12 protein-coding genes are annotated in these 14807 nt (G+C 65.5%); 9 read left to right on the forward strand and 3 right to left on the reverse strand.

From position 1 onward, the window contains the following. Positions 1-161: 161 nt before the first annotated feature. The 8 genes from glnA (at position 162) to AC16HO_RS11095 (ending at position 9970) form a co-directional block, all read left to right on the forward strand. The gene (gene glnA, locus AC16HO_RS11060; protein ID WP_395643292.1) at positions 162-1568 is read left to right on the forward strand and encodes a type I glutamate--ammonia ligase; all 1407 of its coding nucleotides are present in this window, start codon (positions 162-164) and stop codon (positions 1566-1568) included. 275 nt (positions 1569-1843) lie between these two features. Further along, positions 1844-2605: a TorF family putative porin gene (locus tag AC16HO_RS11065; RefSeq protein ID WP_395643428.1), complete on the forward strand. Its 762-nt coding sequence runs from the start codon at positions 1844-1846 to the stop codon at positions 2603-2605. A gap of 18 nt (positions 2606-2623) precedes the next feature. Continuing rightward, positions 2624-2962, forward strand: coding sequence for a P-II family nitrogen regulator (locus tag AC16HO_RS11070; RefSeq protein WP_395643291.1), 339 nt, complete (start codon positions 2624-2626; stop codon positions 2960-2962). A 77-nt stretch (positions 2963-3039) separates the two neighbouring features. After that, on the forward strand, positions 3040-4512 hold the full coding sequence (locus AC16HO_RS11075) for an ammonium transporter (protein ID WP_484335434.1): 1473 nt from the start codon (positions 3040-3042) through the stop codon (positions 4510-4512). Positions 4513-4620: 108 nt separating this feature from the next. Beyond that, positions 4621-6465 (forward strand): family 43 glycosylhydrolase, encoded by a 1845-nt coding sequence (locus AC16HO_RS11080; protein WP_395643290.1) that lies wholly within the window; start codon positions 4621-4623, stop codon positions 6463-6465. A 9-nt stretch (positions 6466-6474) separates the two neighbouring features. Beyond that, on the forward strand, positions 6475-7536 hold the full coding sequence (locus tag AC16HO_RS11085; protein WP_395643289.1) for a two-component system sensor histidine kinase NtrB: 1062 nt from the start codon (positions 6475-6477) through the stop codon (positions 7534-7536). Then, positions 7529-8938 carry a nitrogen regulation protein NR(I) gene (gene ntrC / locus AC16HO_RS11090; protein ID WP_395643288.1) on the forward strand — a complete coding sequence of 470 codons (1410 nt, stop codon included), beginning with the start codon at positions 7529-7531 and terminating at the stop codon, positions 8936-8938. The genes AC16HO_RS11085 and ntrC overlap by 8 nt, the downstream gene beginning before the upstream one ends. A 90-nt stretch (positions 8939-9028) precedes the next feature. Then, positions 9029-9970 carry a class I SAM-dependent methyltransferase gene (locus AC16HO_RS11095; RefSeq protein ID WP_484335435.1) on the forward strand — a complete coding sequence of 314 codons (942 nt, stop codon included), beginning with the start codon at positions 9029-9031 and terminating at the stop codon, positions 9968-9970. A gap of 21 nt (positions 9971-9991) precedes the next feature. Here AC16HO_RS11095 and AC16HO_RS11100 read toward each other — a convergent pair whose 3' ends face one another. Then, the gene (locus tag AC16HO_RS11100; RefSeq protein WP_395643286.1) at positions 9992-10705 is read right to left on the reverse strand and encodes a 2OG-Fe(II) oxygenase; all 714 of its coding nucleotides are present in this window, start codon (positions 10703-10705) and stop codon (positions 9992-9994) included. A gap of 64 nt (positions 10706-10769) precedes the next feature. Between AC16HO_RS11100 and AC16HO_RS11105 the strand changes: the two genes are divergently transcribed. After that, a complete protein-coding gene (locus tag AC16HO_RS11105) occupies positions 10770-12047 on the forward strand; it encodes an acetyl-CoA C-acetyltransferase (protein ID WP_395643285.1) in 1278 nt (425 codons plus the stop codon). 159 nt (positions 12048-12206) lie between these two features. On the opposite strand, the gene AC16HO_RS11110 is transcribed toward AC16HO_RS11105, so the two are convergent. Then, positions 12207-12779: a YkvA family protein gene (locus AC16HO_RS11110; RefSeq protein ID WP_395643284.1), complete on the reverse strand. Its 573-nt coding sequence runs from the start codon at positions 12777-12779 to the stop codon at positions 12207-12209. A gap of 103 nt (positions 12780-12882) precedes the next feature. After that, positions 12883-14700 (reverse strand): phospholipase D family protein, encoded by a 1818-nt coding sequence (locus AC16HO_RS11115; RefSeq protein ID WP_395643283.1) that lies wholly within the window; start codon positions 14698-14700, stop codon positions 12883-12885. Positions 14701-14807: the final 107 nt, after the last annotated feature.

A 14807-nucleotide genomic window follows, 5' to 3' on the forward strand; every position in this document is an offset into this window, starting at 1 on the left:
TACGATTTTGGTGCATATTTGGAGACGTTGCATCAAAATAGTGCGAATTCGTGCTGCGTTACGATTTTCGGTGGCCATGCCTCTTGATTACAAAAGAGTTTTCATCGTTGGCATCCAGATTGCTTTATTTTCGTCACAACTATTCAACCAAGGGAATCGTCATGTCCTCCAGCTTCACCCAGTTCGTCAAAGACAACAAAGTCGAGTTCGTCGACCTGCGCTTCGCCGACATGCTCGGCAAGCAGCATCACGTTACCTTTCCGGCCAAGGCCATCGACGAAAGCCTGTTCGAGGACGGCAAGATGTTCGACGGCTCCAGCATCGCGGGCTGGAAGGGGATCAACGATTCCGACATGGTGTTGATGCCCGATCCGGACAGCGCGATCCTCGATCCGTTCGCCGCCGATCCGACCGTGATCCTCACCTGCGACGTGCTCGAGCCGTCGACGATGCAGGCCTATACGCGCTGCCCGCGCTCGGTGGCCAAGCGCGCCGAAGCGTACCTGAAGTCCTCGGGCATCGCCGACACCGCGTTCTTCGGCCCGGAGCCGGAATTCTTCATCTTCGACTCGGTGCGCTACAAGAACGACATGCAGGGCGCCAGCTTCGAGATCAATTCCGAAGAGGCCGCGTGGAGCACGAACGACAAGTTCGATGGCGGCAATTCCGGCCATCGTCCGGGCGTCAAGGGTGGCTATTTCCCGGTGCCGCCGGTTGATTCGCTGCAGGACCTGCGCAGCGAGATGTGCAAGGTGCTCGAAGCCTGCGGCCTGACGATCGAAGTGCATCATCACGAAGTCGCGACTGCCGGCCAGTGCGAGATCGGCACCAGGTTCAACACGTTGACGAAGAAGGCCGACGAACTGCTGACGATGAAGTACGTCATCAAGAACGTGGCCCACCAGAACGGCAAGACCGCGACCTTCCTGCCGAAGCCGATCGTCGGCGACAACGGTTCCGGCATGCACGTGCACCAATCGCTGGCCAAGGGCGGCACGAACCTGTTCGCGGGCGATTTGTACGGCGGCCTTTCGCAAACCGCGCTGTACTACATCGGCGGCATCTTCAAGCACGCGCGTGCGATCAACGCCTTCACCAACTCGACCACGAACAGCTACAAGCGCCTCGTGCCGGGCTTCGAAGCGCCGGTAATGCTCGCCTACTCGGCGCGCAACCGCTCGGCCTCGTGCCGCATCCCGTTCGTGCACTCGCCGAAGGCACGCCGCATCGAGCTGCGCTTCCCCGATCCGATGAACACCGGCTACCTCACCTTCACCGCGCTGATGATGGCCGGCCTCGACGGCATCCTCAACAAGATCGATCCGGGCGCGCCCGCGGACAAGGATCTGTACGATCTGCCGCCGGAAGAGGAGAAGCTGATCCCGACCGTGTGCCACTCGCTCGACCAGGCACTCGAGGCGCTGGACAAGGATCGCGCCTTCCTCAAGGCCGGCGGCGTGTTCAGCGACGACTTCATCGATGCCTACATCGAATTGAAGATGGGTGAAGTGTCGAAGTTCCGTGCGGCGACGCACCCGGTCGAGTACCAGATGTACTACTCGATCTGAGCGATTGCCCCTATCCCGCCGGGATAGGGGCAAGGGTTCGGCTGGCGACGGTCGAACCCGCATCCGCCCCTCGGCGGGCGCCTTCTCCGGGCGGGAGAAGGAAGGAAAAAGTATACAAGTTCATTTCTGGAGATTGAGTACTCACGCTCAGGGTTGAGTGTTGTCTGCAAAAAGGCAGCCGAGGCGAAAAAAACGCAGGGCTGGGGGCGGGACGGAAAACGCGTCGTTCGCGGCGCACACGCTTTCTTTCCCCGACGTTACTGGAGACCTACGTGATGAAGACCCGCCTGACCCTCGCGATCCTTTCCGCCGCCCTGCTTTCGGCCAGGGCGCACGCCGATGAACCCACCGCCGCGCCGACTCCGGACTGGACCTTTCCCGGTTCGGTGTCGATCGCCAACGACTACATCTTCCGCGGCCTGACCCAGACCAATACCGAACCGGCGCTGCAGGCCGGCATCGAAGTCGACCACGCCTCGGGTTTCTACGCCGGTGCGTGGGGCAGCAACATAAACTGGCTGCACGACTACACTTCGGCGGTTTCGTCCAGCCTCGAAGTCGACCTCTACGCCGGCTACCGCACCAAGATCGCCGACACGATCGGCCTCGACGTCGGCCTGTACGAGTACTACTACCCGGGTGACTTTCCGAAGAACGTCGGCTACAAGCTGCCGTACACGCTGGAAGGCTATGTCGCGCTGAGCTACAGCTTCGTCTCGCTCAAGTACTCGCACACCTTCACCAACCTGTTCGGCTTCGCCGGCACCAAGCACTCGGGCTATCTCGACCTGTCGGCCAACTACGAGTTCGTGCCAACCTGGGTAGTCAATGCGCACATCGGCCGGCAGAAGGTCGACGGTTTCAGCGCGGCAAGCTACACCGACTACAAGCTCGGTGTGACCAAGAATTTCGACGGCGGCTGGTCGCTCGCGGTCGCGTACTACGACACCAATGCGGACAAGGCCGTCTACACGTTTCCGGACGGCACTTTCCAGGGGCGTTCCACCGGCGTCGTATCCCTGGCCAAGACCTTTTGATCCACACGAGGAGGCAGCATGAAACTCATCACCGCAATCATCCGGCCGTTCAAGCTCGAGGAGGTGCGCGAAGCACTGACTCAGGCCGGCGTGTCGGGCCTCACCGTCACCGAAGTCAAGGGCTACGGGCGGCAGAAGGGACATACCGAGCTCTACCGCGGCGCGGAATACGTCGTCGACCTGTTGCCGAAGATCAAGATCGAGGCGGTCGTGCCCGATGAACTGCTCGAGCCTGCGCTCGACGCGGTCATCGCCGGCGCGCGCACCGACAAGATCGGCGACGGCAAGATTTTCGTCAGCCCGGTCGAACAGGCGCTGCGCATCCGCACCGGCGAAGCCGGAAAGGATGCTTTATGAGTGCGCTCGTCCTTGATCGCGAAGATCAAAAAGCGGCCATCGGTGGCCGCACTTTCAAATTTTCCGGAATTCTCACCATGCACACTTCGATGGACTACCGGCGATTCCTCCCGATCCTTGCCGCGCTGGGCGGCGGCGCGGTTGCACTGTTGCTCGCGCAGCACGGTTTCGCGCAGGAGGCGGCGCAGGCTGCCGCGCCCGCCGCGGCAGCGCCGCCGGCGCCGGTGCCAAACAAGGGCGATGTCGCCTGGATGCTGACCTCGACCGCGCTCGTGCTGCTGATGAGCGTGCCCGCGCTCGCGCTGTTCTACGGTGGCCTCGTGCGCACCAAGAACATGCTTTCGGTACTGATGCAGGTATTCGTCGTGTTCTCGCTGATCAGCGTGCTCTGGTGCATCTACGGCTACAGCGTGGCGTTCACCGAAGGCAATGCGTTCTTCGGCGGATTCTCGCGGTTGTTCCTCAACGGCACGTTCAATCCGGCCGATGGCTCGTTCTCGATGGCGGCGACATTCTCGAAGGCGACGCCACTGTACGAACTGGTCTTCGTCGCATTCCAGGCAACGTTCGCCGCGATCACGGTGTGCCTGATCCTCGGCTCGATCGTCGAGCGCATCAAGTTCTCGGCGGTGCTGATCTTCGCGGTGATCTGGTTCACCTTCAGCTACCTGCCGGTCGCGCACATGGTGTGGTTCTGGCAGGGCCCGGATGCGTACACCGACCCGGCCAAGGCCGATGCGGTCACCGCGACGGCAGGCTACATCTGGCAGATGGGCGCGCTCGACTTCGCCGGCGGCACCGTAGTGCACATCAACGCCGGCCTTGCCGGCCTGGTCGGCGCGTTCATGCTCGGCAAGCGTGTCGGCTATGGCCGCGAGGCGATCAAGCCGCACAGCCTGACGATGACGATGATCGGCGCTTCGCTGTTGTGGTTCGGTTGGTTCGGCTTCAACGCGGGTTCGGCGCTCGAAGCGAACGGCACGGCGGGTCTCGCCTTCATCAACACCTATCTCGCCACCGCCTGCGCGGTGCTGTCGTGGACCTTCGCCGAGTGGATTCACAAGGGCAAGCCGTCGATGCTCGGCGCGGCATCGGGTGCGGTCGCCGGCCTCGTCGCGATCACGCCGGCCGCGGGCAACGTCGGCATTCCAGGTGCGTTCGCGATCGGTCTTCTCGCTGGTGTGATCTGTTTGTGGGGCGTGACCGGCCTGAAACGGCTCATCAAGGCCGACGATTCGCTCGACGTGTTCGGTGTGCACGCGCTCGGCGGCATCAGCGGCGCGCTGTTGACCGGCATCTTCAATTCGCCTTCGCTCGGCGGTCCAGGCTCGGTGCAGGATTGGGTCAAGATGACGAGCGGCTATCCGGGCATCGGCGCACAGCTGCTGATCCAGGCCAAGGCCGTCGGCATCACGATCGTGTTGACCGTGGTCGTCGCCTTCGTCGCCTTCAAGATCGCCGACCTGCTCGTCGGTCTGCGCGTGACCGAGGAAGAGGAACGCGAAGGCCTCGACATCAGCTCGCACGGCGAGTCGGCCTACGACATGTGATGGGTGCGGGAAACAAGCCGGCGGCGTCGCGCCGTCGGCTTCACCGCGGATGTTCCGGCGGAACCGGAGGCAGTCTGCGATGATGATGCTTTCGCACGGGCTCCAATCATGCAGGCAGCCAGGATCATTTCGACGATCGGCGCACTGGCGCTCGCCTGCGCAGGCGTCGCGACATCGGCGCAAACCCCGCCCGCTGCGCGCACCTATGCCAATCCGGTCGACGTCGACTATCGCTACAACTTCGAGCAGCTCAACGAACGGATTTCCTATCGCACCGGCGCCGATCCGGTCATCGTGCCGCACGCTGATGCCTACTATCTGTTCATGAGTCTGGCCGACGGCTACTGGCGTTCCACCAACCTGCTCGACTGGAGCTTCATCACGCCGAACCGGTGGCCGTTCGACAGCATGGTCGCGCCGGCGGCGGCCTCCGATGGCCAGCGCCTGCTGCTGATGCGTGCAACGATGACCCCTGAACCCATTCTCGTGACCACCGATCCCGCGCACGGCCATTTTGATTTCCTCACCCGGCGCACGCCCGAATTGCCGAATGCCGTGCCGCCCGGCTGGGACCGCGATCTGCCGGCGTGGCACAACGGCGATCCAACGCCCGATCGGATTGCGCCCGGTCCCTGGGATCCGGATTTGTTCAAGGACGACGACGGTCGTTGGTACGTGTATTGGGGTTCGTTCGAACGCTTGCCGCTGTTCGGCATCGAGGTCGATCTCGCGCACGGCTTCGCCTATGTCGGCAAGCCGCGCGCGCTGTTCACCCTTGATCCGACGCGCCACGGCTGGGAGCGCTTCGGCCGCGACCATGGCGAGGAGGATCATCCCTCGTACATCGAAGGCGCGTGGATGACCAAACACGGCGGCCGCTACTACCTGCAATACGCCGCGCCGGGCACCGAGTACAACGTCTACGCGACCGGCACGTACGTGTCGGACTCGCCGCTTGGCCCGTTCGCGTACGCGCCGTACAACCCGGTCGGCTACAAGCCCGGCGGCTTCGTCGAAGGCGCGGGTCATGGCAATACGTTCCGGGACAAGTTCGGCAATTGGTGGAACACCGGCTCGGCATGGATCGGCAACAACTGGCGGTTCGAGCGGCGCATCGGCCTGTGGCCGGCGGCATTCGCCGACGATGGGCAGATGCGCGTGGACACGCGCTTCGGCGATTTCCCGCACTACATGCCCGAAGGAAAAGTCGCCGATCCCGACGCGTTGTTCACCGGCTGGATGCTGCTGTCCTACCGCAAACATGCGAGCGCTTCGTCGATGCTGGAGAAGTTTTCCGCCGACAATGTCAGCGACGAAAACCCGCGCACGTTCTGGGTCGCGGCAAAGAACGAAGCGGGGCAGACCTTGACCCTCGACCTTGGCGCTGCGAAAACGTTGCGCGCCGTGCAGGTGAACTTCGCCGACTACGAGTCGGGTCGCTACGGCGACGCGCCCGACGTCTACACCGAATTCAAACTCGAATCCTCGCTCGACGGCAAACGCTGGGATGCGCTCGCGCAAACCGAGCCGCCGCGCCGCGATCGGCCGAACGCGTATTTCCAACTGCCGCAGCCGGTGCGCGCGCGCTACGTGCGCTACGTGCATGGCCACGTCGGCGCCGCGCATCTGGCGATCAGCGACCTGCGCGTGTTCGGCGACGCCGGCGGCGGCGCGCCAGCCGCGCCGACGCGAGTGCGCGCGCAGCGCATCGACGCACGCGCGCTGCGCGTGAACTGGCAGCCGGTGCGCGGCGCGGTCGGCTACAACGTGCGCTGGGGCGTGCAGCCGGATCGGTTGAACCTCTGCTACCAGGTATTCGCCGCTCGCGGCACCACGCTCGACCTGCGTGCGCTCAATGCCGGTGTCGCCTACGACGTGGCGGTCGAGGCCTTCGATGAGAATGGCGTATCGAAACTGAGCGAAATCGTTCATGTACCCGAAAAATTGCACTAAGATGGTGCTATGAGCGCGCTTTCGCCCCTGCCAGCCGCCTCCGCCCGCATTTTCGAGGTCGCCGACCAGCTCGAAACCGGCGTCGCCGTGCTCGACCGCGAGAACGTCCTGACCTACGCCAATCCGGCGTTCTGCGAGCTGTTCGCGGTCAGCCCGCCGCGCTCGCGCAGCCTGGCGCTTGCCGCGCTCGGCGAGGGCGCGCGCGCACTCGCGCCGCTGATCGAGCGCGCGCGGCACGGCGCCGAGACCCTGCATCAGCGCGACCAACGCATCGAGACGCGTGCGGAGCGCATCCTGCATGCCGACCTCACGATCGGCGCCGCGTCCGGCGGTGCGGTGTTGATCGAGGTGCACCCGCTCGGCGGCGAAATCGATGCGGCCACGCCGTTGAGCTTGTCGGAAAGCCTGCGCGGCCTCGCCCACGAGGTGAAAAATCCGCTCGCCGGCGTGCGTGGCGCGGCGCAGCTGCTCGCGCGGCGCGTGGCCGATGCGGAACTGGTGCGCCTCGCCGACCTGATCGTGACCGAGGCCGACCGCCTCGCCGCGCTGACCGACCGCCTGCTCGAGCCGGGCGGCAAGCCGCATCTGGCCGCGCTCAACCTGCATGAAGTCGCCGAGCGCGCGCGCGCCTTGATCGCGGCCGAGGCCGAGCCCGAACTGCACCTGGATCGCGACTACGATCCGAGCCTGCCGTTGCTGCGCGGCCACGGCGACCGCCTGCTCCAGCTCGTGCTCAACCTGATGCGCAACGCGCTGCAGGCCGGCGCGGCGCGCATCGGTCTGCGCACGCGCGTCGAGCACAACGTGCTGATCGGCGAGAAGGTGTCGCGGCTCGTTGCGCGCCTGGACGTGATCGACGACGGCGCAGGCGTGCCCGAGGCGATGCGCGACACCCTGTTCCTGCCATTCGTCTCCGGACGCAGCAAGGGCACGGGCTTGGGTCTCGCCCTCGCCCAGGAAATCGCCGCCGAGCACGGCGGCGCGCTGAGCTATCGCAGTCGGCCGGGAAACACGGTATTCACGCTGCTCTTGCCGATCGCCTTGCGCGGACGCGGGGAAGCGCATGGTTGAGCGACATCGCGCCAAGGTCTGGATCGCCGACGACGACGAGGCCATCCGCTTCGTCCTCGCCGAGGCGCTGCGCGAGGCCGGTGTCGAGGTGCGCGCGTTCGCCGATGCCGACAGCCTGCGCGCGGCGTTGGCGCGCGCCACGCCCGAAGTCATTGTCAGCGACATCCGCATGCCGGGTTCGAACGGACTGGAATTCCTTGCCGAACTGCGCGCGGCCGGCAGTCAGGTGCCCGTGATCGTGATGAGCGCATTCACCGACGTCGCCTCGACCGCCGCGGCCTACCGCAACGGTGCGTTCGACTATCTGCCGAAGCCGTTCGATCTCGACGAGGCGATTGCTTCCGTGCAGCGCGCGCTCGGCGAAAGCCGCCAGACCGTGGCCGCGCCGGCGAAGGCCGAAGAAGTCGAGGAAACCGAACTGATCGGCACCTCGCCGGCGATGCGCGAAGTGTTCCGCGCGATCGGCCGCGTCGCCGCGAGCGACCTCAACGTGCTGATCACCGGACCGACCGGTACCGGCAAGGAACTCGTCGCGCGCGCGCTGCACCGCCACAGCGCACGCGCGTCGCGGCCGTTCGTCGCGCTCAACACCGCGGCGATTCCGGCCGAGCTGCTCGAATCCGAGCTGTTCGGCCACGAGGCCGGCGCGTTCACCGGCGCGGTGAAACGCAACGCCGGCCGCTTCGAGCAGGCCGAAGGCGGCACGCTGTTCCTCGACGAGATCGGCGACATGCCGCTGTCGCTGCAGACGCGCCTGCTGCGCGTGCTCGCCGAGAACGAGTTCTATCGCGTCGGCGGACGCGAGCTGATCCGCGCCGACGTACGCGTGGTCGCCGCCACCCATCAGGATCTCGAAGGCAAGGTCGAGCGCGGCGAATTCCGCGCCGACCTGCTGCACCGCCTCGACGTCGTGCGCCTGCGCCTGCCGCCGCTCGACGAACGCGCCGCCGATATCCCGTTGCTCGCGGCGCATTTCCTCGCACGCGCGGCGCAGGAGATGAAACTCGAAGCAAAGCGTTTCACCCCGTCCGCGCTTGTCGAGCTGAGCCGGCGCAGATGGCCCGGCAACGTGCGCCAGCTCGAAAACCTCTGTCGCCGCCTCGCCGTGATGACGCCGGGGCGCGAGATTCGCCCGCAGGATCTGCCGGCTGGCGACGATGCCATCGCCGTGCAGGTGAGCGAAGGCTGGCGCGAAAATCTGCATCGCCTCGCGCGCAACCGGCTTGCCGGTGGCGAGCAAGGCATCTACGACGAACTGCGCCGCGAGTTCGACGCCACCCTGATCGACGCCGCGCTCGCCGAAAACGCCGGGCGGCGCGTGCGCGCCGCCGAGCAGCTCGGCCTCGGCCGCAACACGCTCACGCGCAAGGTCGGTGCTTCGCGGCGGCGTGGAAAAAAATAGCAGCACAGACAAGGGGATTCGTGACGCGGCGGTTTGCCCGCGCCGGTGCGCGACGGTATCATCCTGCGTTCGATATCCGCTGGACCCCGCATGCTGCACCTGCCGAACTACAAGACCACCTGGGACGCCAAGTCCTCCACTCCAGTGCACGCGATGCTGTCGGTCGACGGCAGCGCGAACGAGGAGCGGTTGCGCGCGAGCGGCGCCTACACCGCGCGCATGGTGAGTGCGGCGCTGGCCCTGAAGCCGACCGACCGCGTGCTCGAACTCGGCTGCGGCGTCGGCCGCATCGGTCACGAACTCGCGCCGCAGATCGCGCATTGGGAAGGCGCCGACATTTCCGCCAACATGCTCAAGGTCGCGCGCGAGCGTCTGGCCAAGTTCAGCAATGTCGGCCTGACCGAGCTGACGCGCAGCGACCTGCGCTCGCTGCCGGACGCGAGCTTCGACAAGGCCTACAGCATTGCCGTGTTCATCCACATGGACAAGGAAGACTTCTACCTGTACCTGGAAGACCTGGCGCGCGTGCTGAAGCCCGGCGGCCTGCTGTTCTTCGATACGTGGAACACCTCGCATCCGGTCGGCTGGCGCCGCTTCGCGGTCGAGCTCAATCCGTTCCGCGGCGTCGACCCGACCGAGCGCAAGGACGTCGCGCGCAACCAGTTCAGCAACCCCGAGGAAGTACGCACCTTCCTCGATCACGCCGGCTTCGATGTGGTCGAGATGTTCAGTGACTCGCCGTGGGTGCAGGCGGTGGCGATGCGTCGCGGCGGCGGCGATGTCGGAGCCGAGCGCCGTCGCGTGCAGGCCAATGCGGGCCGCATCGCCTATTCACCGCTGTGGACCGAGCTGTTCGACTACTTGATCCGTTCGCAGATCGAAGGCACGATGACGCTCACCGAGGCGCTCGAAGCGATGCAGGACGACTCACGCGGCGAGGAAATCCCGATGTTCCGCGCCGCGTTCCTCGACGTGTGGCGCTACAACGAGCAGGCCTGGGGGCCGATCCCGGTGCGTCTGGCCAAGCCCTGACGCGAGCGGCAAGGGCTGCGTTCAGGCGTTGTAACCTTTGTACAAGGTGTTGTGTGCCGGACGCTGTTCTTCGGCAGGCCGGTCGGCCGTATAATAGTATAAAGCTATACTTTGGCGGTTGATGCCGTTCGGTGCAGCCCACGGCTTCGGATGGCCGTGGAACGTGTCCGAGCGCGTCGTGAACAGCACGGCGCGATTGAACAGTGGTTCGACGGTGCGCACGAGCTGCGTGCCCTCGGTGTTCCATAGCTCAAGCTCGCCGCCGTACTCCGGGCGCCAGTCCGGCGTGAGATAAACCAGCAGGTTCAGGCGCCGGTGGGCGTGCAGCTGCACGTGCCAGTTGAAATCCGAATGGATGCCGAGCAGGCCGCCTAGGCGGGTCAGGTGCATGCCGCCGCCGAGCAGGTGATGATCGACGAGCAGGTGCGGAATGCCGGTCATTTTCTCCAGCCACAGCACGAAGGCCGCGCAGTTCATGTCGCGCACCGCGGTGCGGATCGCCGGCGGGAATTTCGTTTCGTCGCCGCAGCCGAGTTTCACTTCAAGCCCCGGAGCTGCATAGTGATCCCAGGCAACGTTGTCGTCCGGACCGGGAAACACGCTCGCCAGCCGGCGCGCCGCGTCGCCCGGCAGGAAATCGTCGATGACGATGTGCGGATACGGCTGCGCGTTGCGGAATTCCTCCGCACGCTCTTTGGCGATGCGCATCAGCCGATCGGTGTCGAAGACGTACATGGATGGTCGATTCTCGGGCTACGAGCGCATAATACCAGCCCGCCCATAGCCTTCTTTTTGATCCATGACAAAACGCGCAGCCATTCTCGGCGGAATCCGCATCCCGTTCTGCCGCAACAACACGGCCTACGCCGAGGTCGGCAACTTCGGTATGGCGGTGAAGACGCTGGGTTCGCTGGTCGAGAAATTCGACCTGCACGATGTCGAACTCGGCGAGGTCGCGTTCGGCGCAGTGATCAAGCTCGCTGCCGACTGGAACCTCGCGCGCGAAGCGGTGCTGTCCTCGGGTCTGTCGCCATGCACCCCGGCGATCACCACAGCGCGTGCCTGCGGCACCTCGCTCGACAACGCGGTGCTGATCGCGAGCAAGATCGCCACCGGGCAGATCGAGGCCGGCATTGCCGGCGGCTCGGACACGACCAGCGACGTGCCCATCGTCTACAGCCGCGCGATGCAGCAGCGCCTGCTCGCGGTCAATCGCGCCAAGGATACGGGTGACAAGCTCAAGGCCGCGGTCAGCGGCTTCTCGCTCGGCGAACTCAAGCCGAGCTTCCCGGGCGTTGCCGAGCCGCGCACCGGCATGTCGATGGGTGATCATTGCGAACTGATGGCGCGCGAGTGGAAGATCACGCGCCAGCAACAGGACGAACTGGCGCTGGCCAGTCATCTCAAGGCCGCGGCCGCGTACGAGCGCGGCTTCTTCAAGGACCTCGTCGTGCCGTTCCGCGGCCTCGATCGCGACGGTTTCCTGCGCCCGGATTCGACGATCGAGAAGCTTGCCGCGCTCAAGCCCGCGTTCGACAAAACCTCGGGACAGGGCAGCCTGACCGCGGGCAATTCCACCGGCCTGTCGGATGGTGCGTCGGCGGTGCTGCTTGCGAGCGAGGACTGGGCGGCCAAACGCGGCCTCAAGCCGCAGGCGTTCCTCACCTATTCGCAATCCGCCGCGGTCGATTTCGTCCACGGCGAAGGTCTGCTGATGGCGCCGACCGTGGCCGTGCCGCGCATGCTCGACATGGCTGGCCTGACCCTGCAGGACTTCGATTTCTACGAGATCCACGAAGCTTTCGCCGCGCAGGTGCTGTGCACGCTGCGCGCCTGGGAAGACGCCGACTACTGCAAGAACCGCCTCGGCCGCGACAAGCCGCTGGGCAAGATCGACCCGGCCAAGCTCAACGTCAACGGCTCGAGTCTTGCCCTCGGCCATCCGTTCGCCGCGACCGGCACGCGCATCGTCGCCACGCTGGCGAAGTTGCTCGAGGAGAAGGGCTCAGGTCGCGGCCTGATTTCGATCTGCACGGCCGGCGGGATGGGCGTGACTGCCATTCTCGAGCGACCGTAGCCCGCGCTGGTCATTCTCGCGGGCTTGTGGCGGGAACCCAGCGACTTGGCCTTGGTGGTCCGGGCCAATGGCAAAAGCTTCCACTCGTCCTGTGGACGAATGGAAGCTTGTTTTTTTGGCGGAGTGTCCCGCCCGCGCCGTCCGCCAGGACCGCGAAAATCAAGTCACGCGGAACAGCGCCTGCGAGAAGCTCGTCGGCACATAGGACTCGGTGCGCCGCGCCTGCATGCGCGCGTGCAGTTCGGCACGACGATCTTCGAGCCAGTCCACGCGCTGCATGTGGATCGTGGAGACATCGACGCCGCGGCGCTTGGCTTCGCTGGCGCGATGGGCGACGAATTCCTCGTAGGCGTCGATTTCGTGCTTGAGCTCGCGCTGGCACAACTCGATCATGATCGCATCGTCGAGGAAGCCGAGCACGGGCACGTTGTCCGGGATCACGTCGTCCGGGTCGGCGAAATAGCACAGTGCGGCGAGCACGCGCTTTTTGTCGGCTTCGGTCAGGTCCCAGCCGGCATCGTTGACCATGTTGATCATCGAATTGAGCTTGGTCAGACGCGAGGCGATGAATTCGGGCACGCGCACGTTCTTCGAGTCAACGAGCAGCTTGCTGGCCGAGTCGGTGATCTGCTTCGGGTTCAGGTTGCAAACCTTGGTCTGCGCGCGCTTGGCCGCGTCGATGAAGAACTGGAGGTCGGCATCGTTGAGGTCGATCGTGATCTGCAATGACATGGCACTGGTCCGTTAATCCCCGAAGACCCGTGAGCGTATCCAGCGCGCCGGGCCGCGTCAATCGGTTTCCGGCGCGGCAGGCAAAGGGGGCCGCGGCGGCGTTTCACATGATCGACACCAGTCCGGCGCCGAAAGCGGTCACGATGCGCGTGTAGATCGTCTTCAGCGGCAGGTTGACCTCGGGAAAGTCGCCGACGTCGTGGTAACAGGCGTAGAAATCCGCATCGCCGGGCGCAATGGGCCGGCAGGTGCCGTTCATGCCGGTCGGGTCGAACTCGAAGCTCGAAGCGTAGCGGAACGGCCACAGATCGAAGATCGGCAGCGCCGCGGACAGGTTGGCGATCGCGTTGTTGAGGCCGCCGAGGATGCGCGTGCGTGGGCGTTTGGCGATCGTCCAGGCGTTGCCGGGCCGGGCGTCGCGCAGGATGGCGTCGCGCAGGCGCGCGGCGAGCGCGGCGTCGTGCACGATGAAGCCGGCTTCGGTGTTGTACTTCTCCGAGCGCGGATCGAAATTGTGCGATCCGATCACCGCGATCGCGCCGTCGATCACCATCGACTTCGCGTGCAGGCCGACGCGCACGCCGGCATGTTTGAGCGGTGCATTGCGGAACTTGCCGCGCGCACGCTGGCGCACCGTTTTCACGGGTTCGGGCGGGGCCGCGCCGAGTTCGGTGTAGTTGGCGATCAGTTCCGCCGCCTCGGCCGGGAACGGCTTGAATTCGTGGATTTCGAAGCCGAGCTTGAGATAGCGCTTCTTGTACTTGTACGACAACGCGTAGACGTAGAACGCATCGGTCGCCGCGAGCGAATTGGTCGAGACGATCACGCGCGGTGGCGCGGGGCGCGCGTGCAGTTCGCGGAACAGGCTCCTCGCCGTGGAGCTGAGCACGAGGTACGGTGTCTGCAGCACGATCTCGGATTTCGCCGCACGCAGCAGCGCGACCAGCGGGCGCGTCGACTCGCGCCGGGCCATGCCCGGCGACGGCTTGCCGGGCAGGTCGGAGAAGTAGTCCACGCGGCCGACGCGCAGCGCATCGGCGCTGAAATTGGCGCGGATGAACTCGGCGTCGTCGGCGCGGCGCGACAGCGCGGCGACTCGCGCCGCATTGCGATAGGCGTGCGTCGTGTAGCGCGGCGCGTCGACGCCGGCGGTGAGGATGCTGCCGGCGACGTCGCGCAGGCGGCTCAGCGGCACGGTGTAAGCGGAATTCCAGAACGCATCGAACGAGGCGCGCATCGTCGCGCCGACCGGACCGGCGGCGAGCAGGTCGCGGTCGCGGTAGTCGAATTCACCGTCCCAGTCGAAGTAGCGGTTTTCGTAGTTGCGCCCGCCGACGATGCCGATGCTGTCGTCGACCAGCAGCATCTTGTCGTGCATGCGCTGGTTGAAGCGCCAGAAGCAGCAGAGCACCCCGGCGGCGAATTCCAGCGGCGGCGTCGAGGCTTTGTGAAAGGTAGGGTTGTAGACGCGGAACTCGAAGTTGGCGTGCGCGCGCGCGAGTGCGGCGTACATCGAGGCATCGGCCAGCGAAAACAGCTGGTCGGCGATCAAGCGCACCTGGACGCCGCGACGCGCCGCCGCGACCAGTTCGTCGAGCATGAGGGTGCCGGCGTCGTCTTCGCTGAAGATGAAGGTCTGGATCTCGATGCTGCGCCGCGCGCTGCGGATCAGGTGCACGCGCAGCAGCAGCGCGTCCTCGCCGCGTTCGATCAGGTTGACGTAGTGCACGGGCGCCGTCGGCGTCGACTGCTGCAGCGCTGCCGAGGCGAGCGCGCGGTAGGGCGAATCGATCGCGCAGGTGTCGCTGCGTGCGGGCGCGCAGTCCAGCGTGTGATCCTGGGCCGCGCTCGCGGTCGCCGCTGCGCGCCGCGCGTGGATCGGGTCGATCGCGCAGCCTGCCGCCGCGACGAGCGCGGCCACGCAAAACACGGCGGATATGATGCGGAGGAAAGCGCGTGGACGCGGACAAAAGCGCACAACGAGGTTCATTTGCCCTTGTGCGATCGGATCTTGCCCGCCTCGATCCG

It is taken from the genome of Rudaea sp. (genome assembly GCF_057139185.1).

Excerpts from the sequence above, each read along its gene's own strand:
- glnA (WP_395643292.1), top strand. The coding sequence starts at position 162 with ATGTCCTCCAGCTTCACCCAGTTCGTCAAAGACAACAAAGTCGAGTTC.
- AC16HO_RS11065 (WP_395643428.1), top strand. The coding sequence starts at position 1,844 with ATGAAGACCCGCCTGACCCTCGCGATCCTTTCCGCCGCCCTGCTTTCG.
- AC16HO_RS11070 (WP_395643291.1), top strand. The coding sequence starts at position 2,624 with ATGAAACTCATCACCGCAATCATCCGGCCGTTCAAGCTCGAGGAGGTG.
- AC16HO_RS11075 (WP_484335434.1), top strand. The coding sequence starts at position 3,040 with ATGCACACTTCGATGGACTACCGGCGATTCCTCCCGATCCTTGCCGCG.
- AC16HO_RS11080 (WP_395643290.1), top strand. The coding sequence starts at position 4,621 with ATGCAGGCAGCCAGGATCATTTCGACGATCGGCGCACTGGCGCTCGCC.
- AC16HO_RS11085 (WP_395643289.1), top strand. The coding sequence starts at position 6,475 with ATGAGCGCGCTTTCGCCCCTGCCAGCCGCCTCCGCCCGCATTTTCGAG.
- ntrC (WP_395643288.1), top strand. The coding sequence starts at position 7,529 with ATGGTTGAGCGACATCGCGCCAAGGTCTGGATCGCCGACGACGACGAG.
- AC16HO_RS11095 (WP_484335435.1), top strand. The coding sequence starts at position 9,029 with ATGCTGCACCTGCCGAACTACAAGACCACCTGGGACGCCAAGTCCTCC.
- AC16HO_RS11100 (WP_395643286.1), bottom strand. The coding sequence starts at position 10,705 with ATGTACGTCTTCGACACCGATCGGCTGATGCGCATCGCCAAAGAGCGT.
- AC16HO_RS11105 (WP_395643285.1), top strand. The coding sequence starts at position 10,770 with ATGACAAAACGCGCAGCCATTCTCGGCGGAATCCGCATCCCGTTCTGC.
- AC16HO_RS11110 (WP_395643284.1), bottom strand. The coding sequence starts at position 12,779 with ATGTCATTGCAGATCACGATCGACCTCAACGATGCCGACCTCCAGTTC.